This is a genomic window from Frigoribacterium sp. PhB118 (genome assembly GCF_003751725.1).
GTDB lineage: Bacteria > Actinomycetota > Actinomycetes > Actinomycetales > Microbacteriaceae > Frigoribacterium.
In genome coordinates, this window is the sequence record NZ_RKID01000006.1 from 22,453 (window position 1) to 40,341 (window position 17,889).

19 protein-coding genes are annotated in these 17,889 nt (G+C 72.1%); 4 read left to right on the forward strand and 15 right to left on the reverse strand.

All coding sequences use genetic code 11. From position 1 onward, the window contains the following. Positions 1-137 precede the first annotated feature (137 nt). Positions 138-662, forward strand: coding sequence for a hypothetical protein (locus tag EDF21_RS15045; RefSeq protein ID WP_148053717.1), 525 nt, complete (start codon positions 138-140; stop codon positions 660-662). A gap of 278 nt (positions 663-940) precedes the next feature. On the opposite strand, the gene EDF21_RS15050 is transcribed toward EDF21_RS15045, so the two are convergent. After that, a complete protein-coding gene (locus EDF21_RS15050; protein ID WP_123571915.1) occupies positions 941-2,311 on the reverse strand; it encodes an SLC13 family permease in 1,371 nt (456 codons plus the stop codon). 118 nt (positions 2,312-2,429) lie between these two features. Then, complete coding sequence (locus EDF21_RS15055; RefSeq protein WP_199736407.1) at positions 2,430-3,791, reverse strand: homoserine dehydrogenase; 1,362 nt, start codon at positions 3,789-3,791, stop codon at positions 2,430-2,432. Positions 3,792-3,958: 167 nt separating this feature from the next. Here EDF21_RS15055 and otnK point away from each other — a divergent pair, with 167 nt between their 5' ends. From otnK to EDF21_RS15070, 3 genes are read left to right on the forward strand one after another with little or no spacing between them, the layout of a single operon-like run. Next, positions 3,959-5,221, forward strand: a complete 1,263-nt coding sequence (gene otnK / locus EDF21_RS15060) for a 3-oxo-tetronate kinase (protein ID WP_123571916.1) — start codon at positions 3,959-3,961, stop codon at positions 5,219-5,221. Next, entirely contained in the window at positions 5,218-5,895 is a 678-nt protein-coding gene (locus EDF21_RS15065) for a class II aldolase/adducin family protein (RefSeq protein ID WP_123571917.1), read from the forward strand. The genes otnK and EDF21_RS15065 overlap by 4 nt, the downstream gene beginning before the upstream one ends. 20 nt (positions 5,896-5,915) lie before the next feature. Continuing rightward, positions 5,916-6,713, forward strand: a complete 798-nt coding sequence (locus EDF21_RS15070) for a DeoR/GlpR family DNA-binding transcription regulator (RefSeq protein WP_056047159.1) — start codon at positions 5,916-5,918, stop codon at positions 6,711-6,713. Between the two features lie 72 nt (positions 6,714-6,785). On the opposite strand, the gene opgC is transcribed toward EDF21_RS15070, so the two are convergent. From opgC to EDF21_RS15135, 13 genes are all read right to left on the reverse strand, one after another. Further along, positions 6,786-9,332: an OpgC domain-containing protein gene (gene opgC, locus EDF21_RS15075; protein WP_148053718.1), complete on the reverse strand. Its 2,547-nt coding sequence runs from the start codon at positions 9,330-9,332 to the stop codon at positions 6,786-6,788. After that, positions 9,320-9,739, reverse strand: coding sequence for an ATP-binding protein (locus EDF21_RS15080; RefSeq protein ID WP_082460371.1), 420 nt, complete (start codon positions 9,737-9,739; stop codon positions 9,320-9,322). Before EDF21_RS15080 ends, opgC begins: the two co-directional genes overlap by 13 nt. Then, on the reverse strand, positions 9,732-10,064 hold the full coding sequence (locus EDF21_RS15085; protein ID WP_056047165.1) for an STAS domain-containing protein: 333 nt from the start codon (positions 10,062-10,064) through the stop codon (positions 9,732-9,734). Before EDF21_RS15085 ends, EDF21_RS15080 begins: the two co-directional genes overlap by 8 nt. After that, complete coding sequence (locus EDF21_RS15090; protein WP_233568548.1) at positions 10,061-12,010, reverse strand: glycosyltransferase; 1,950 nt, start codon at positions 12,008-12,010, stop codon at positions 10,061-10,063. The genes EDF21_RS15085 and EDF21_RS15090 overlap by 4 nt, the downstream gene beginning before the upstream one ends. A gap of 59 nt (positions 12,011-12,069) precedes the next feature. Beyond that, positions 12,070-13,260 carry a GAF domain-containing SpoIIE family protein phosphatase gene (locus tag EDF21_RS15095; protein WP_158612937.1) on the reverse strand — a complete coding sequence of 397 codons (1,191 nt, stop codon included), beginning with the start codon at positions 13,258-13,260 and terminating at the stop codon, positions 12,070-12,072. Positions 13,261-13,417: 157 nt separating this feature from the next. Further along, positions 13,418-14,026 carry a hypothetical protein gene (locus EDF21_RS15100; RefSeq protein ID WP_123571920.1) on the reverse strand — a complete coding sequence of 203 codons (609 nt, stop codon included), beginning with the start codon at positions 14,024-14,026 and terminating at the stop codon, positions 13,418-13,420. A 77-nt stretch (positions 14,027-14,103) separates the two neighbouring features. Further along, the gene (locus EDF21_RS15105; RefSeq protein ID WP_233568535.1) at positions 14,104-14,451 is read right to left on the reverse strand and encodes a hypothetical protein; all 348 of its coding nucleotides are present in this window, start codon (positions 14,449-14,451) and stop codon (positions 14,104-14,106) included. A 65-nt stretch (positions 14,452-14,516) separates the two neighbouring features. Beyond that, positions 14,517-15,584, reverse strand: a complete 1,068-nt coding sequence (locus tag EDF21_RS15110) for an Asp23/Gls24 family envelope stress response protein (protein WP_123571922.1) — start codon at positions 15,582-15,584, stop codon at positions 14,517-14,519. Positions 15,585-15,681: 97 nt separating this feature from the next. Beyond that, complete coding sequence (locus EDF21_RS15115; protein ID WP_123571923.1) at positions 15,682-16,284, reverse strand: hypothetical protein; 603 nt, start codon at positions 16,282-16,284, stop codon at positions 15,682-15,684. After that, a complete protein-coding gene (locus EDF21_RS15120; protein ID WP_056047190.1) occupies positions 16,281-16,859 on the reverse strand; it encodes a DUF6286 domain-containing protein in 579 nt (192 codons plus the stop codon). The genes EDF21_RS15115 and EDF21_RS15120 overlap by 4 nt, the downstream gene beginning before the upstream one ends. Further along, entirely contained in the window at positions 16,856-17,209 is a 354-nt protein-coding gene (locus tag EDF21_RS15125; protein ID WP_043597627.1) for a hypothetical protein, read from the reverse strand. Before EDF21_RS15125 ends, EDF21_RS15120 begins: the two co-directional genes overlap by 4 nt. Beyond that, positions 17,206-17,394: a DUF2273 domain-containing protein gene (locus EDF21_RS15130; RefSeq protein WP_043597628.1), complete on the reverse strand. Its 189-nt coding sequence runs from the start codon at positions 17,392-17,394 to the stop codon at positions 17,206-17,208. The genes EDF21_RS15125 and EDF21_RS15130 overlap by 4 nt, the downstream gene beginning before the upstream one ends. After that, positions 17,391-17,828: an Asp23/Gls24 family envelope stress response protein gene (locus EDF21_RS15135; protein ID WP_056047193.1), complete on the reverse strand. Its 438-nt coding sequence runs from the start codon at positions 17,826-17,828 to the stop codon at positions 17,391-17,393. The genes EDF21_RS15130 and EDF21_RS15135 overlap by 4 nt, the downstream gene beginning before the upstream one ends. Positions 17,829-17,889 lie beyond the last annotated feature (61 nt).

The window sequence follows — 17,889 nt, forward strand, 5'->3', positions numbered from 1 at the left end:
TCCACCGACGACTGCCGACCGGCTGGTGCCTCGTCGGAGGCCAGATGGTCCATTCGTTGTGCTGGGAGCACGGAATCACCGCAGCCCGCCCCACCGAGGACGCCGACGCCGCACTCGACGTCCGGGCACACCCCCGGATGCTCTACGACTTCACCCGCAGCCTGGCGGACCTCGGTTACGGGCCGGACGGTGAATCGTGGAACGGGCACCACCACCGGTGGGTCAACGGGTCGGCACAGATCGACGTCCTGATCCCTCGCTTCCTCGGCGAGCGTGCCGATTCCCGACGTGGCGCATCAGGTGGGACGACGATCGCTTCCGCGGGCGCACAAGGGGCGCTGAACCGAGCAGGGCCCGTGCGGATCGAGGTCGCCGGTGTCGTCGGGACGGTTCTCCGGCCGACGTTGCAAGGAGCCTTGTTCGCGAAGGCGGCTGCTCTCGTCAACGACGATCCGAATCCCGACCGCCATCTTCTCGACATCGCCTTGCTCGGCACGGCGGTGGGCAGGACCGTGCGTCTCGCCGAAGGCGCGACCACCGTCGAGAAGCGTCGCCTGCTCTCCGCCCTGGAACGGCTCGATCGCCGCCCGGCTCTGACGGCCGGGATCGACCGCGGCCCCGGGGTGACCCGCCGACTCCGACTCGCCCTGGACCGGACCTGACGACCCCGCAGACCCCGGTGTCGCCCTTGACACCAGAGTCCGTGCCGAGAGTTCGGGCTCCCGACCGTGCCGACGGTTCGGGCCGCCGACGGCGTGCCGCGACAGGGTCGGTCGGACACGGGGCACCCCAGGAGGCACCCGGGCATGTCTTCGGAGCGGCACGCCTCCCCCGTTTGGGCGACGTCGCGCGAAAACGGGAACGCAGGAGGCGCGGGTCACGCGACCCGCGCCTCCTGCGTCCTCGGGGCCGTCAGGCCCGGCCGATCAGGCCCGACCGCTCAGGCCCAGAGGAACGGCACCACGAACACCAGCAACGTGACGACCGGTCCGATGACCACCATCGAGAGGCCCCATCGGGTCAGGTGGCGGTAGAGGCGCGGACGATCCTCTTCCACGCCCGAGGCGACGATGGTCGCGCCGGTCGTGCCGAACGGGGCGCAGTCGACGAGCGACGCGGAGATCGCCAGGGCGTAGATGAAGCCGGTCATCTCGAGTCCGCCGCCCGGCACGAGCAGGGGGACGGCGAGCGGGATGAGCGCACCCAGGATGCCGATGGTCGACGCGAAGGCCGACACGAGTCCGGCGATCACGCAGATGACGAACGCGGCGAGCAGCGGCGACGAGACCGACCGGGCGACCTCGCCGAGCTGGTCGATGGCACCGAGCCGCGTCAGCACGCCGACGTAGGTGATGATCCCGCCGAGCAGCAGGATGGTGTTCCAGTCGACGCGCGCCAGCGACGCCCGGCCCACGTCGGGCTTCACGAAGGCGAGGAAGACGGCGAGCGTCAGCGCCACGGCACCGAGGTTCAGGTCGACGTCGAGCAGCGTGATCGTGAAGAAGCCGACGATCAGCACGGGGATGCTCACGAGCACGACGACCTGGTAGGCGCCCAGCCGGGTGGCCGTGGCCGGCTCCGTCAGCACGGCCGTGCCGCCCGCACCGCGCCCCGTACCTGCACCTGCACCTGCACCGCGCCCGGCACCGCGCGTGCCGCCGGTCCCGCCGCCTGCCGTCGTGGCCCGGGCCGCGCCCGCCGCCCGGGTCCGGGCGATCAGCTCGCGACCGCCGAACAGGAAGAACGCGACCAGCACGACGAGCGTGTTGACGCCCACCGAGAGGCCGAACATGAGACCCGGGTTGTAGGGGATGCCCGAGGCCCGCGCCACCGTCATGACCGTGATGCCGTTGATGCTGGTCGGGGCGAGGGCACCGCCGACGATGGCCGAGCTCATGACGATGCCCATCATCGTCGAGTGGATCTTGTGCTTGTGCGCCAGGCTCATCGCGATCGGCACGATCGTGAACGCCGCGTGCGACGTGCCGAGGCAGGCGACCAGCGTGCCGATGACGAACATCGCCCACGGGATCAGCGCCACGCGGTCGCCGATCAGCCCGACCGAGCGGTCGACCAGCCAGTCGACCACCCCGGTCTCGCGGGCTATGCCGAACAGGTAGGTGATGCCGAGCAGGATCAACAGGGCGTCGACCGGGAATCCGCCGAGGACGTCGTCCAGGCTCTCGCCAACGACGAGCACGCCGACGAGGAGGGCCGCGACGAGCGCCAGGGCTCCCATGTGCACGTTGCGGATCGCCGAGAGGGCGAAGACGGCCACGAGGACGATCAGCGCGACGAGCTCGACGCTCACGAGGTCGCCGCCGGGGTGGGTTCGGTCGGGTCGGGGGTGTAGGGCATCGTCGTCGATCTCCTGGTTCGGGGTGTCGCGGGTCGGGAGGGGGAAGGGGGAAAGGTCGAGGAGGCGCGGGTCAGCGACCCAGCGCGAGCCCGGCCCGGTAGGCCGCCAGCGCCGCCTCGGGCACGTCGGCGAGGTCGTCCAGTCGCACCAGGTCGCCGGGGGCCACGTCGGCCACGAGCCGCGCGCCGCCGAGCAGGTAGTAGGGCGCGATGCCTTCGTCGTCGGGGTCGACGATGACGGGGGCGACACCGGCGATCTCGTGGTGGTGGCCCTCGACGCGGAAGGCGGTGCCGGCCGACAGGGCCTCGCGGGCACGGGCCGCGAGGACCGTGTGCTGCCGGGGCTCGGGCAGGCGCGACGTCCCGTCGACGGCGGCGACGATGCTCAGCGGGGTCTCGACGCCCATGAAGTGGTACGGCCAGTAGATGCAGGCGTGACGGCCGTCGCGGCTGACGACGTGCCCCTTGCCGCGCAGCGTCTCCCAGGTGACGGGGTCGCCGGTGCGCACGATCACGAACACGCCGCCGGCGAAGCTGGCCTCACCCGGCAGGCGGAGCATCGAGAAGACGTCGACGACGCCGGTACGGCCGAGCAGACCGCCGTCCTCGCGTGCCGTGTAGAGGTCGGCGAGCTCGTCCGGGCGGGCGACGGGGTAGTGCAGGGCCTCCACGTCGGCGCGGGCGCCGGTGTAGAGCGAGACGACGTTCATCTCGCAGGAGTCGGCGGCCGCCGCCCGCTTGAGGCCGGCGACCGCCGCGGCACGCGCCTCGACCGTCGCCAGGGGGTCGTCGCCCAGGTCGAGCAGCGATGCCAGGGAGGGGGCGTGCACGGTCGTGCCGGCCTGGTCGACGACACCCGTGGCCGGGTCGAACGCGAGATCGTACTCGCCCGACTTGCCGAGGGCCACGACGTCGAAGCCGCACTCGAGCACCCACGCCACGAGACGCAACAGGTTCGCGGGCTGGTCGCCGTCGCCGGGCAGGTACCGCAGACCGGCCGCACGGGCCTTGGCGCTCAGCGCCACGCCGGCGACGGACTCGACCTCCTTGCTGACCATGACGACGTGCACCCCGCGGTCGAGCGCGGTGTCCGCGTAGCCGTGCCCGGCCTCGATGCGACCGGTGGCCTCGACGAGGACGTCGACACCGTCCCAGTCGACGGCCGAGGCGTCGGCGATCACGGCGATCGAGCCGGCCGAGACCGCCTCGGCGGTCGCCGCCGCCGTCGACGGCGTCGCGACGGACGAGGCGGGTACCCCGAGCTCGTGGAGCATGGCCGTCACCCCGTCGACGTCGGGGTCGACGAGCTGCGTGGCCGTCAGGTCGGGCAGGCGGCGCAGCTGGTCGAGCAGCGTGCGGCCGTAGCCACCGTTCGCGCCGGTGAGGAGGACGCGGACCGGAGTCGCGCGAGACGTCGTCGAGTGGAGGATCACCGTTGTTCCCGTTCGTTCAAGAGGCCAGGAGCGGCCCGGGCGAGCATGGCAACTGTAGCGAGACTTATCAAATTGTCAAACATCGCACCAAATAGTCACATAGACTGTCCTCGCCCACCCGCCGAGACCGAGGCGTCGTGAGCCCGCCCGCCACCGAGAGGTCCCGCATGTTGATAGGTGCCGTCGCCGACGACTTCACCGGAGCCACCGATCTCGCCTCGGGCTTCCGCCGCCGCGGCCTCGAGACGGTCGTCATCGTCGACCCCGCCGCCGTCGAGCCGGCGACGTACGCCGGCGTCGACGCGGTCGTGGTGGCCCTGAAGTCCCGCACGGCCCCGGTCGACGAGGCCGTCGCGCGGTCCACCGCCGCCCTGTCCTGGCTGGTCGAGGCGGGTGCCGAGCGGTTCGCCCTGAAGTACTGCTCGACCTTCGACTCGACCGACGAGGGCAACATCGGGCCCGTCCTCGACGCCTTCCGCGACCGGCTCGGGGTCGAGCGCGTGATCGTCGTCCCCGCGTTCCCCGCCAACGGCCGGACCGTCCGAGAGGGTCGCCTGTTCGTCGGCGACGACCTGCTCGAGGACTCGCCGATGCGTCACCACCCGTTGACGCCCATGACGCGCTCGAGGCTGCGCGACCTGCTCGCGCCGCAGACCCGGGCCACCGTCACCGAGGTCCCCCTGCAGGACGTCCGCGCCGGGGCCGACGCCCTCCGTTCGACCCTCGACGACGCGCCGGCCGGCTATCTCGTCGTCGACGCGGTGGACGACGACGACCTCGTGACCATCGGCCGCGCGACGGCACACCACCGCCTCCTCAGCGGCGGTGCGGGCCTCGCCCTCGGCGTCGGTGCCGACGACGCCCCCGCCCCCGCCCTGCCCGCCGAGTTCTCGCACGTGACGGGGCGCCGCCTCGTGGTCTGCGGTTCGGCGTCCGCCGCCACCCGTGGCCAGATCGCCCACGCGGCGGCCACGCACCCCACGCGCAAGGTCGACCTCGAGGCCGCCACGACCGACCCCGCGGCCGAGATCGCCGAGTTGACCGCGTGGGTGCGCGGCCTCGACGCCGACGCGGTCCCCGTCGTCTACTCGGTCGGCGACCCGTCCGACGTCGTGGCGGCCACCGACCGCGCCACGTCCGACGCCACCCCCGACGCGGCGGCCCTGGTCGAGACGGTCCTGTCGACCCTGGTGCACGACCTCGTCGCCGACGGCACCGTGGGGCGGGTCGTCGTCGCCGGTGGCGAGACCAGCGGCGCCGTCGTCACGGCGCTCGGGGCACCCGCCCTGGTCATCGGACCACCGCTCGGCCCCGGCGTCTGCTGGAGCGCCGCGACGACGAGCGGCGGCCGACCGGTCGCCCTCGTCCTGAAGAGCGGCAACTTCGGTGCCGCCGACCTGTTCTCGACCGCCTGGGAGGCCCTCTCGTGACCGCCACGACCACGAAGTCCGCGAAGACCGCGGCCGAACGACTCGTCGACGCCGGCCGCGCCCTCGTCGCCGCCGGTCTGAGCCCCGGCAGCTCGGGCAACGTCAGCGTCCGCGACGGTGAGCAGCTGCTGATGACCGGCACGGGCACCATGCTCGGGTCGCTCAAGGTCGACGACCTCTCGGTACTCGCCCTCGACGGCACGGTGCTCGCCGGTCCCAAGCCGTCGAAGGAGGTCGCCCTGCACCTGGCGCTCTACCTCAAGAACCCCGGGCACCGGGCCGTCGTGCACGTCCACTCCCCGTCCGCGGTCGCCCTGTCCTGCCTCGAGCCCTGGTCCGAGCACTGCGCCGTGCCCCCGCTGACGCCCTACTCGCTCATGCGGGTCGGCCAGGTCCCGCTGCTGCCCTTCGTCGCCCCCGGCGACCCGGCCATGGGGTCATTGGTCACCGACAGTCCGCTGCCGTTCCGCGCCGCACTGCTGTCGAACCACGGCAGCGTCGTGAGCGGCGAGGACGTCGACCGGGCCGTCCTCGGTGCCGTCGAGGTCGAGGAGGCCTGCCGGATCGCCCTGCTGACCCAGGGCGCCGACCGCCGCCTCATCCCCGCCGACCAGGTGGCTGCCATCACCGCGGCGTCGGGCATGCCGTGGACGGGTCCCACCGCACTAGGCTGACCGACGCGAGAAAGGCCGACGTGTCCCCCACAGCCCCCCTCATCCCCGAGCAGCGGCGCGAGAGCATCGTCGAGCACCTGCAGCGCGAGCGCGTCCTGAGCTACCGGCAGCTGACCGACCTCCTCGGCGTCAGCCAGATGACGGTCCGACGCGACGTCGCGACCCTCGAGGACGAGGGTCGCGTCACGGCCACGCCCGGCGGGGCCAAGCTCACCCCGCGACTGCTGGTCGAGGCGAGCCGGGACGTCAAGCAGGACGTCGACGTCGCCCAGAAACGGTCCATCGCCCGCGAGGCCGCGGCGCTCGTGCGCGACCACATGACCGTCTACCTCGACGCCGGCACGACCGTGCAGGCGATGCGCGAGCACCTCGACGACCTCACCGGCCTGACGGTCGTCACGAACGACCTCGCGACCGTCCGATCGTTCTTCGACCACCCCGACGTCGACCTCATCGTCGTCGGGGGCCGGGTCGACAGTGCGAACCAGTCGACGCTGGGGCGGCTGACCCGGTTGACGCTCACCGAGCTGTCGCTCGACCTCGCCTTCATCTCGTCGAGTTCGTGGGACCTCACGCACGGCGTCACCACGCCGGTCGAGGCCAAGGTCGAGGTCAAGCGGGCCGCGCTCGAGGTCGCCGAACGCTCGGTGCTCGTCGCGGACAGTTCGAAGTACGGGCGCTTCGGCAAGTACCGGGCCCTCCGCCTCGCCGAACTCGACACGATCGTGACCGACGACCGCCTGGGCGACGAGGCGACGGCGGCCCTGGTCGACGCCGGTCTCGACCTCGTGGTCGCCGCCCCGGGCGAGCCCGCCTGACGCGAGTTCCCAGGGACGCAGGAGGCGCGGGTCACGCGACCCGCGCCTCCTGCGTCCCCGGCGGCCCGCCGCTCAGCGGGGGATGACCGAGAACAGGAACTTCTTCTTCACCATCACCCAGAGCAGCAGCACCGAGACCACGTGGACGATCGTGCCGACGACCACGTCCGAGCGGTCCAGCCCGGGGATCGACGCGACGGCGAGCACGAAGAAGACCTGCCAGATGAACACGTAGAGGCTGGCCTGCCCGAGGGGGACGTAGAACCAGCCGAGGGCCGCCGAGATCGGCTTCCAGAACACCGTGAGGATCGCGTAGACGCAGACGACCACGAGGGCCACGTCGACCAGCCGGCCCCACTGCATGTCGACCCGCTGGTAGCCGGTCGCGTACAGGGTGTCGTAGAGGCCCGTCGGGATCGGCCCCGGGGCGAACCCGTAGGCGTGCCCGGCCCAGATCAGCGCGAGGAACCCGGCGTAGCCGACGACCCCCACGCCGACCAGCACCTTGCCGAGGCGGGTGGTCAGCGCCGTCACGATCCGACGCCGGTACCAGCCGATGACGAGACCGTGGGTGAAGAGCACCTGCCAGGCGAAGAGCGGGAACACCGGCTCGAACTGCGACGGCAGGAGGTGGACGTCGGGGAAGACCACGCCGACGGCGTAGACCGCCCAGCTGACCAGCAACACGGCCCACCAGGCACGCCGCTTGATCGCCCACATCAGGGCGGGGATCGTCAGGCTCAGCACGACGAACAGGCCCATGATGTTGAACGGCCACGGCCCCATCTCGAGCAGCAACAGCTGACGCACGGCGTACCACGGCGGCGGGTAGTCGAGCAGGCGGTCGACGTTCGGGTACAGGTCGTAGACCCGCCCCTCCGCCGAGGTGCCGGTCATGCCCGTGCCGCGGTCGGTGAAGGTCGTGACCGCGTCCGTGTTCAGCAGCGGCACGAAGCTCAGCGCGAAGACCACCAGGATGACCGCGAGGGTCACGACGTACTGCTTGCGCGCCCGCACGAAGGCGCCGATCGCGGCGGCCTTCTCGCCGTACTTCTTGATGCCGAGCGGGTAGACCATGCCGAGGACGATGCCGCTGAGGAACACGAACATCTCGGCGCCCGTGATCGCCCCGACGGCCTTCAGCGTGACGAACGAGAACGGCCCCGCGACCTCGATGTGCGTGATGACGACGGCCAGGATGATGAACCCGCGGAAGAGGTCGATGCGCAGGTCGCGACCGGGTGATCCGTCGTCGGGGTAGCGCCAGCGGGGCAGCACGCGCCCGACGACGCCGCTCACCAGGAAGACGAGGGCGAGCACCACGGCACAGGCCACGATCCAGCCCATCTCGTCGCCGCCGCCGTCGCGGACCTGCACGGTCGCGGCGTCGCCGTCGGTCGAGGTCACGCGGTCGGTGACCGGCCCGAGGTCGATCCGGTCGGACGCCTCGAGGTCGGTGCGCAGCGCCCCGGCGATGCCCGACTCGGCCGTGGCTCGCCAGTCGACGGGCCGGTCGCCCGCCTCGGCCTCGTCGCGCTCGACCTCGAGCCACGTGACGCCGGAGATCCGGTCGTGGGTCGGCAGGGCGTCCAGCACCTGACGCCACCAGCCCTGCTTGACGTCGAGCTCGGGGGCACCGTCGAACTCGGCGGCGTAGAGGGCGCCCGTGTCGAGCAGCATGGGTCGGTCGCGCCCCTCGGCGAAGCGCTCGTAGAACGTCGACGGCTGGGCCTCGGTGTAGCCCCAGGTCTCGTCGAAGCGTGCCTCGACCTCGCCCGCCGCCGGGGCCTGGTTCTCGACCAACGGCACCGACGTGCCGGCGGCCGTCGAGGCGCTGCCCTTGGCGAAGAAGAACATCGACTGGCCGACCCAGTCGACCGCGTCGTCGCCCGGGTAGTACGGCCCGTACGGGTCGTCTGCCTCGGTGACCCGCCCGTCGTCGTTCGTGTCGAGCAGGTCGACGTCGCCCGAGGGGGTCTCGGTGAGGCGGCCGACGGCGTCCGAGAACGGATAGCCCGCACCGTAGGACGGAGCCCACACCATGCGGGCCTGCGAGTCCCCGGCGTGCACGACGTCGGCGAGGGCCCGGAACGCCCCGACGAACGCCGTGGGCTGCTGCCCCCAGCGCTGCCAGTTGCCGTTCATCTCGGGCGCGAAGCGCACCAGCTGGAGCGTGCCGTACTGCCGGTCGATCTCGGTCAGCAGGTCGTCGGCCCGGCGCGCGTCCGCGGCGTCCAGGTCGGCGAGCCGCCCGGTGGGCTCCAGGCTGACCACGAGCACGGCGCCCTGGGCGGCCGCGGCACGGGCCGACCGGCGCCACTCCTCGACCGCGCCCTGGTCGAGCGGGTAGTCGATGTTGACGCCGTACAGCGACGGCGTCGCGCCGAGTCGGCCGGCGTAGCCGTCGGGTCCGTCCGAGCCCCAGTCGAGGTCCGGGCCGAACCACGTGTCCGAGGGTTCAGGAGGCGCGGCTGCGGCCGACGCGGACGTCGCGTCCCCGAGCACCGCCGGCCCCAGCACCAGCGGCACGAACGCCGCGACGGCGAGCAGGGCCGCGCCGATCCGGTGGGCCGCCCGCCGACGTGGCACCGTCGCCGACGGGTGCCTCAGCGTCGGCACACGAGCGTCCACACGTTGCGGCCGTCCTCGTGGCGGTAGTCGAGGCTCTCGAGGCTGAGGAGCGCCAGGGCCAGGCCGCGACCGTCCTCGTCCTCGAGGTCGGCCATCGAGACGGCGCTGAGGTCGATCTCGCTGGGCATGCCGTTGTCGTGGAAGACGGCCGTCAGCCGGTCGTCGGTGGCGGAGAGCTCGAGGGTGAAGCGGCGACCGCGGTCGGCCTCGGACCGGCGCGAGTGCTCGACGACGTTCGCCGCGATCTCGACGATCGCGGTCTCGAACGAGAAGCGCGTCTCGAGCGAGTCGTCGCCGAGCGAGGTCCACCACGCCTCGAAGGCGTTCTGCACCAGGTCGATGCTCTCGGGTTCGACGGCCACGTCGATGACGACGGGGCCGGGACGCTCAGTCATCGAGGGCGGCCGAGACCGAGGCGCGGGGCTTGAGGATGCGGTCGAGGTTCGTGAGGCGCAGCACCATCGAGACCTGCTCGGTGGGGGCCACCAGCCGTAGGTCTCCCCCGGCCTGGCGTGCCGACTTGAGGCACGACACGAGGGCCCCGAGGCCCGACGAGTCCACGAAGGTCGTGCCCGAGAGGTCGACGATGATGAGGCGGTCGCCGGCCGCGAGACGTGCGGCCACCTCGTCGCGGAGTTGTGGTGTCGAGACCACGGTGAGGCGCCCCTGTGGGGAGAGCACGCAGCCGCCTTCGACGGCCTCGACGGTGACGGTCATCATGATTGTTCCTTGTCGTGGGGTGCCGAGGGCCCCGGGTAGAGAACGGCCCGGACGATGATGCTGAAGATCACCAGGTCGAAGAGCACCCAGGCGATGTTGACGAGCGGCGCGAGGCCCTCGGCCTGCCCGGTGGCGTAGCGGACGCCGACCAGGACGAGTGCGGCGACGAGGCAGGCGACGGCCCAGATCTGCGGTCGGACGAGGTCCCACCGGGGGCCGGTGGCCGCCTGCTTCGTCTTGGGCGTCACCGAGAAGCCGAGCGCACGGCCGCGGTAGACGTTCTGGAACGCCGTGGTGACTGAGGCGATCCAGACCGGGAACAGCGCCAGCGAGTACTGCTGCCCCCGCCAGGTCGGCCTGCCCGCCGCGACCACCCAGAAGAGCAGCTGGTTGAACACCAGGAAGGGGATCAGGCGGGCGAAGAAGTCGACGCTGTAGGCCTGCACCGGCACGACGCCGAACGACAGGCAGAGCACGGGCGCCGCGATGTAGACCACGGCGGCGAAACCCGAGAGGTAGCTCCACATGGTGGAGAAGTACATGAGGCGCTGACCCCACGAAAGGCCCTTCTGCACGAGCGGGTTCTCGCGGAAGAAGACCTGCATGGTGCCCTGGGCCCAGCGCAGTCGCTGCGTCATCATGGTCGCGAGGTCCTCGGGCGCGAGCCCGATCGCGAGGGTCTCGTCGTGGTAGACCGACCTCCAGCCCAGCCCGTGGAGGCGCATCGCCGTGGCCATGTCCTCGGTGACCGAGATCGTGGCCAGGGGCATGATCGCCTGCGCCTCGGAGCCGCGGTCGACGTCGAGCGCCCCGACGAGCAGCGAGATCGACTCGATGGCGGCGAGCGGGGAGGACGACCGCTGCGCGAGCAGGTCGAGGGCCGCCTCGTCGAGGGCGTCGAACGTGTCGGGGCCGAGCGACATGGCGGCGAGCTCGGCGAGGTCGCCCTTCATGGCCGCGAGGTCGGCGTCGGCGAAACGGAAGGCGATCGTGTCGATGCTGCGCTGGAACCGGTAGGTGACGTCGCCGATGGACTCCCCCGCGGCGAACTCGGCCCGGGCCCGCTCGACCACGGTCTCGGCGTCGTCCAACGCCTCGAGCACGCGGGGCTGGCCGACGGCCTCCTCGCGTGCCCGCACCAGCAGCTTGCGCGAGGTGCGGACGGCTCGACGCACGGCCGCCTCGACCTCGGTGACGTACCGCGCGACGCCCAACTGCATCAGCGCCTCCCGACGGAGGACCGCGTTCGACCCGCAGAAGAAGGCGCTGTTCCAGCCGTCCTTCGACTGCTGGATGGGCCCGTAGAACAGCGGCGCCTGACTGCCAAGGGGGTCGGACTCCGGCACGTTCTCGAACCACTGCGGCGTCTGCACGAGAGCGATCCGCTCGTCCTTGAAGTAGCCGAGGGTGCGGTCGAGGATCTCGGGCTTCGGCACCTGGTCGGCGTCGAGGATCAGCAGGAACTCGCCCTCGGTCGACAGGAGGGCGTTGTTGAGGTTGCCGGCCTTCGCGTGGCGCGGCCGGTCGGCCCAGTCGTCGGACCGGGTGATGACGCCGATGCCCGCGGCCTCGGCGGCGGCACGGATCTCGGGTCGACCCCCGTCGTCGAGGATCCACGTCGTGTGCGGGTAGTCGATGCGCTGCGCCGCGAGGGCGGTGCGCATGACGAGCTCGACCTCCTCGTTGTACGTGGTGACGAAGACGTCGACCGTGACCCGCGTCTCGAGGCCCTCGGGGTCGGGAGCGGTCGGTGGCTCGCCACGTTCACGCAGCCGCCAGGCCCCGAGGCCGAACAGCAGCGAGTCGATCACGCTGTACGTCTCGGCGAGGATCAGCGGCACCGCGATCCACCACGACGACCAGTTCACCGAGGCGGCCCAGCGCCAGACGATGTAGTTCAGGCCGGCGAGCGACGCCAGCAGGACCGCCACCCGGATCGCGACGATGCGGCGACCCGGGGTGGTCCGGTCGAGCAGCCGCTGGTCGCGGCGACTCAGGGTGTCGGTCACGCGCGACGGTCCATGACGACGACGGTGACGTCGTCGCGCGAGAGGCGTCGCTCGGTCAGGGCCGCCATCGACCCGAGCAGGCCGAGGCCGTCGGCACCGCCGGTGGCGGGCCGCGTCGCGAGCCGCCCGACCTCGAGGGCCCAGTCGAACTCGTCGTCGAGGACGTCGAGGACGCCGTCGCTCATGACGATCAGCTGGTCGCCGACGCCGAGGCGGGTCGTCTCGGTGACGTGCTGTTGCTGCTCGTCGAGCCCGAGCGGCAGCCCCGTGCCCGCGAGGTGCTGCACGCTGCCGTCGGCCCGGACGATGATCGACAGCCCCGCCCCGGCGTCGACGAACGAGAGTTCGTCCGTGTCGAGGTCGAGGACGGCGTGGAAGTACGTGACGAACGTCCCGGTGCGCTGCAGGTCGGTCCGCACGGCTCGTTCGATGCGGTCGACCGCGAGGCCGAGTTCGCGTCCCGCGGCGACCTGCGGTGAGGCCGCACGACAGGCCGCCCGGACGGAGGACCCGATGATGGCCGCCCCGACGCCCTTGCCCATCACGTCGCCGACGGCCACGTGCACGAACCGGCCGATGAGTCCGTAGTCGTAGTAGTCGCCCCCGACGCTCAGCGAGGGCAGGCAGATGCCCTCGACCCGGACGCCCTCGACCTCGAGGGGCTGGGCCGGCAACAGCGCCTGCTGCGTGGACCGGGCGGCCGAGGCGTCGGCGTCGGCGAGGAGCTCGACCTGGGCCCAGGCGGCCAGGTCGCGGAACTCGGCCATCTCGTCGTCCGAGAGCTGCCGGGGCTCGGCGTCCATGAGGCAGAACGACCCCACGACGTTGCCCGATCCGTCGCGCAGCGGGTGACCGGCGTAGAACCGCAGCCCGTTGTCGTTGAAGGCGCCCAGGTGGGCGAACCGCGGGTCGACGCGGGCGTCGTCGGTGGTGACGATCTCGCCCGTGTCGGTCACGAGGCTGCACGGGGTGTCGGTGCGCCCGGACTCGGGGTCGTCGAAGCCCGCCCGGCCGACGAAGAGCGCGCGCTCGTGGTCCATGACGGTGACCGACGACAGCGGCACCCCGAACACGGCCCGGGCGACGCGGGTCACGCGGTCGAGGCGGGCCTCGTGGCCCGACTCGACGATGCCGAGCGTCTCGACCGCTCGCTGCCGACGTTCTTCGCGGACTTCGTCCCTGATCACACGGCTCCCTCTCGCTGGGCGCGCCTGGTGGGAGCGTGCCGTCTCCGAACCCTGCAACGATGCCACAGAGCCCTCGCCACGTCATGCCCACCATTAGGGGGACACCGAGGAGGCGCGGTGCCGGTCGACCGACACCGCGCCTCCTCGAGGCCTCGCGTCAGTCGAGGAAGTCGAAGACGAGATCGAGCGATCGGGCGGGATCGATCGGAGCGGTCGACCCTGCCGGGGCCGCGACGATGACGCTCAGGAGCCCGTGGGGCGTCAGCAGGATCGACCCGCCCCCGACGACCGGCGACCCGTCCTGGGCGGTCGCGACGAAGGCGCGCCCGCCGAAGGCGTCGGCCCGTTCGTCTTCGACCTGCTCGAGCGACAGCCCGTCGACGCCGCCCCCTGCGGGGACCTCGGCGTCCATGCCCGCCTGGTCGAGTTCCTGGACCGTGGCGATGAAGCCGACCCGGGACCCGTCGGCCTCGCTGGTCCACGTGCAGTTCGCCTCGTCGGACCCGATGGTCGAGGTCTCCGCCACGAGGGTCCGCCCCGTGACGAGATCGCCGAGGACGGCCCCCGCCGCCTCGCAGTCGGCGGGCAGGGTGAACTCGCCGGTCGGCTGGTCGGCGGCGTCCGCCGTGGCGGTCGCCTGCCCCGGGGACGACGACCGACCGGCGTCACCGGAGTCGGCGCCGCCTCCGGTGCAGCCCGCGAGCAGGAGGGTCACGGCGACGGCTCCGACGACGGTGGAGAGTGCGGGCGTGGTGGTGGTGCGCATGGTGGTCCCCCGGTGGTGCGCCGGACCCCTTCCGACGACCGCCTCAGCCTAGACGGGTCGGTCCACCTCGGGGTGGGTCAGCTGCCGGGCCAGAAGCGGGTGATCAGGTCCTGGATGAACGGGATCAGGTCCTGTACCTGGTCGACGCCGGCGATCGCGACGGCCACGAGGGGCCACAGCGACACCACGAGCGTCGAGATCACGGCCGCCACCCCGAGCACCCAGGCCAGGGGACCGTTGCGCACCTTCACGATGAGCAGCAGCAAGACCAGGGCCAGGACGTAACCGATGGCGATCGCCGCGACGATCGAGCCGACGGGCACGTCGAGGGCGCCGGCCGTGCCGCCGTCCGCCGCACCGATCAGGGTGAGCACGGGCAGCAGCACGCCGACGACGATCAGCACGCAGAGGACCGCCGAGGTCACCAGGGCTGCCCAGACGGCCCGCGGCCGGGGGCGTCGGGTCGTCGTCGTGGTGCGCCGCCCGAACATCACTTCTCCGTCGTGGCGACGTCGTCGCCGTCGACGACGACCTGCGCGTCGCTGTCGGAGTCGACCTCGACCGTGACCGTTCCGCCGTCGACCGTCACGGTGACGTCGGCACCGTCGGCGTCGCGGGCGTCGTGGGCGTCGCCCGAGGAGGCGCGGGTGGCGTCGCCGTCCGAGGCCCGGTTCTCCTCCACCGCGTCGGCCACGCCGTCCACGGCGTCGGCGGCCTTCTCGCGGGCGTCGGCAACGACCTCGGACGTCGTGTCCAGTGCGGCGTCGGTGGCGTCGGCGGTCGTCGAGCGGGCGTCCTCGCGACGGTCCGCCACGGAGTCGAGGGCGTCGGCAGCAGCGTCCCGCGCCTGGTCGGCCACGTCGCGGGCACCGTCGGCGACGTCGTCCGCCTTGGCGGCCGCCTCCTCGCCGACCTCGCCCGCGGTGGCCTTCGCCTGCTCGGCGACCTCGCCGGCCTTGTCGCCCAGCTCGCGGGCCTTGTCGGACAGGTCGCCCGCGGCCGTCCGAGCCTTGTCGGACAGGTCGCCCGCGGCGGTCGCGGCGCGGTCGCGTGCCTCGCCGGCGGCGGCCTTGGTCTTCTCGCCGGCCTCCTTCGCCCGGTCGCCGGCGTCGGACACGGTCTGCTTCGCCCTTTCCGCGGCGGCGTTCACCTTGTCGGCGGCGTCCTCGTCCGAGTCGAACGGGCCGTGCACGTCCGTGACGGTCACGTTGACCGTGACCTCCTCGCCGTCGAGCTGCCCGACGGCGTGCTTGACCTGCGTCCGGACGGTGTCGGCGAGCGTGGTGACGTTCGTCGGGTACTCGGCGACGACGGCGATGTCGACCACGAGTCCCTCGTCGGTGGTGCCGGCGCGGACGCCGGGGACGGAGCCCGTGCCGATCGCCGTGCGCAAGGCGCCGGCGAGCCGCTGGGACGCGGTGCCGAGGGCGTGGACGCCCGAGACGCCGAGGACGGTGACGCCGATCGTGTGCTCGAGGACCTCTTCGGGTGAGGTGGCCCGGGTGGACGCCGCGGCGTCGATGTCGATGGGGGTGACGTGGTGGGTGGACTCGCTCATGAGACCGGCCTTTCATCGTGGAACGTGGGTGGGGCGACGGACGGCCCCCGTCCTCGGGTCGAGGGCGAGGGCCGTCCGTGCGGTGGGGCGAGGGAGGTCAGTCGAGCCGCGTCGCGGACGACATCTGGCTGCGCAGACCGCCGTTGATCTGGATCACGACGGGCGTCTCGGTCCCGAGGACGCCGTCCCAGTGGGCGACGGCCTGGTCGATGCTCCGGCGGATGTCGGTCGGCGAGACGCCGCGACGCGCGTTGGCGGTGACGCGCAGGACCGACTCGCGCTTGACGCGGAAGGCGGTCACGTCCACCGAGACGATGCCCGGGGTGTCGGCCAGCGCCTCCTCGAGGACCTGTTCGGCGACCTTCGCGTCGACGACCAGGCGACCGCCGGTGGTCTGGTCGCGACGCGACCCCTCGTCGACGGTGAGCAGCGTGCCGGTCTGGCCGTGTCCCTGTCGCAGGGCGAACCAGGCGAGCAGGACGATCAGCACGAGGCTGGCCGCCGCGACGACCCAGAGGATCCACGGCTGGTCGCCGAGGGCGTCGGTCGCGGGGCCCCTCGCATCGGAGGCGCCCTGCGAGACGGTCTCCTGGACGTCGGGCACGAGGGCCCCGACGGCGACGGCTCCGCCGGCGAGCAGGAGCACGAGGCCGATGACGAAGACGACGATGCGGTTCAGAGCGCGATTGGTGCTGTTCATGACCCGACCGTTCCTTTCTCGGACAGCTTGACCTTGTGACGCAGTGCCGGGCTGAAGTCGTAGGCGCCCAGTTCGTCACGGACGGCCTCGTCGATGCTGCGGACGTCGGTCTGACGGCCGGAGGTGCGGGTGACCTCGATCAGGGCGCTGCGCTTGCCCACGCTGACGCTGACCTGCGAGGGGTCGACGTCGCCGGCGTAGCTCGCGGTGCGGGCCAGCGAGCGGGCGATGACCCGGTCGTCGACCACGGCCACGGTGCGCTCGGCCTTCGCGCCACGACGGCCACGACGGCCCGGCGCGAGCGACACGACGATCAGGACGAGCCCGATCAGCGCGACGACGACCGCGACGGCGGTCAGCACGCCGACCGGAGCACTCGCGGCGTCCAGGGTCGAACCGACGAGGTCGGTCGGAGCCAGGAGCAGCGGAGCCGTCCCGACGGCGGCGAGGACCGCCTCGGTGCCGATCCACGCCAGGGCGACGATCAGCAGGACGGCGAGGGTGATGGCGATGCCGGCCCGCGACGAGTGCGTCTCACGGCGCACGATGCGCTTGTAGAGCGATGCGGTGCTCATGCGACGCGCTTCCTCTCTCGGATGTCGGCACCGGTGATCTGCAGGTCGACCTTGTCGATGCTCGACCCGGTCAGCTGCAGCACGCGGTCACGGATGGTGGACTGGGCCGCCGTGAGGCGGTCCAGCAGGGTGCCCGAACGACGCTCGGAGACGCCCAGGGGCGAGACCCGGATGGGGGTCTTGGCGATCACGCTGAGAGCGCCGTCGTGGTCGGCCAGCTCGACCGACACCTTCGACGCGGAGACCTCGAGGGCCTCCGCGGTGACGGCCGAGACGACCCGACGCACGGCACGTGACGTGATCTTGTTCCGGCCGTGGAGGGCCCGGTCGGCCGTCACCGCCGCGGTCACGACGACCGCCGCCCGCGGAGTGCGTCGGCGAGGCCGCGGACGTCGAGCTTGCCCTCGACGACACGGCCGACGCCGAACCCGATCGCCATGGCGATCGCGACGAACACGAAGGCCCAGAAGCCGAAGGCCAGGGCGGTCAGCGCCAGGACGGCGCCGACCAGCATGCCGGTGGTCGTGGCGGTCACTTGACGCGGCTGTCGTCGGCGTCGTCGTCGTTGTCCTCGGAGGGGATGTACACGTCGGAGACGGTGACGTTCACCTCGGTGACCTCCATGCCGACGACCTGCGAGATGGCGTCGGTGACGGACTTGCGCACGTCGTCGGCGACCTTCTGCAGTTCGACGGGGTACTCGGCGACGATGACGATGTCGGCGGCGACCTGCTTCTCGCCGACCTCGACCGAGACGCCCTGGCCGCGGTCCTGCTGGTTGATGACGTTGCGGATCGCGCCGATGGCACGGGCGGCACCGTTGCCCAGGTCGTGGACGCCGCGCACCTCGCGGGCCGCGATGCCGGCGACCTTCGAGACGACGCCCTCGGCGATGGTGTTCTTGCCGGCGGCGTGGGACTGCGTGGTCTTGGCAGCGGCGGTGCTGGTGGAGGGGGTCACGTTGCTCATGGTTGCTCCTTGCTCTGGACCGGTGGGACCGGTCGGTGTCGGGGTGCCCGTGAAGCGGGTC

What these genes read in the sequence shown, in the direction of transcription:
- otnK (WP_123571916.1), top strand. Translation starts at nt 3,959, where the DNA reads ATGTTGATAGGTGCCGTCGCCGACGACTTCACCGGAGCCACCGATCTC.
- EDF21_RS15085 (WP_056047165.1), bottom strand. Translation starts at nt 10,064, where the DNA reads ATGATGACCGTCACCGTCGAGGCCGTCGAAGGCGGCTGCGTGCTCTCC.
- EDF21_RS15115 (WP_123571923.1), bottom strand. Translation starts at nt 16,284, where the DNA reads ATGAACAGCACCAATCGCGCTCTGAACCGCATCGTCGTCTTCGTCATC.
- EDF21_RS15120 (WP_056047190.1), bottom strand. Translation starts at nt 16,859, where the DNA reads ATGAGCACCGCATCGCTCTACAAGCGCATCGTGCGCCGTGAGACGCAC.
- EDF21_RS15100 (WP_123571920.1), bottom strand. Translation starts at nt 14,026, where the DNA reads ATGCGCACCACCACCACGCCCGCACTCTCCACCGTCGTCGGAGCCGTC.
- EDF21_RS15135 (WP_056047193.1), bottom strand. Translation starts at nt 17,828, where the DNA reads ATGAGCAACGTGACCCCCTCCACCAGCACCGCCGCTGCCAAGACCACG.
- EDF21_RS15110 (WP_123571922.1), bottom strand. Translation starts at nt 15,584, where the DNA reads ATGAGCGAGTCCACCCACCACGTCACCCCCATCGACATCGACGCCGCG.
- EDF21_RS15080 (WP_082460371.1), bottom strand. Translation starts at nt 9,739, where the DNA reads ATGACTGAGCGTCCCGGCCCCGTCGTCATCGACGTGGCCGTCGAACCC.
- EDF21_RS15045 (WP_148053717.1), top strand. Translation starts at nt 138, where the DNA reads ATGCTCTACGACTTCACCCGCAGCCTGGCGGACCTCGGTTACGGGCCG.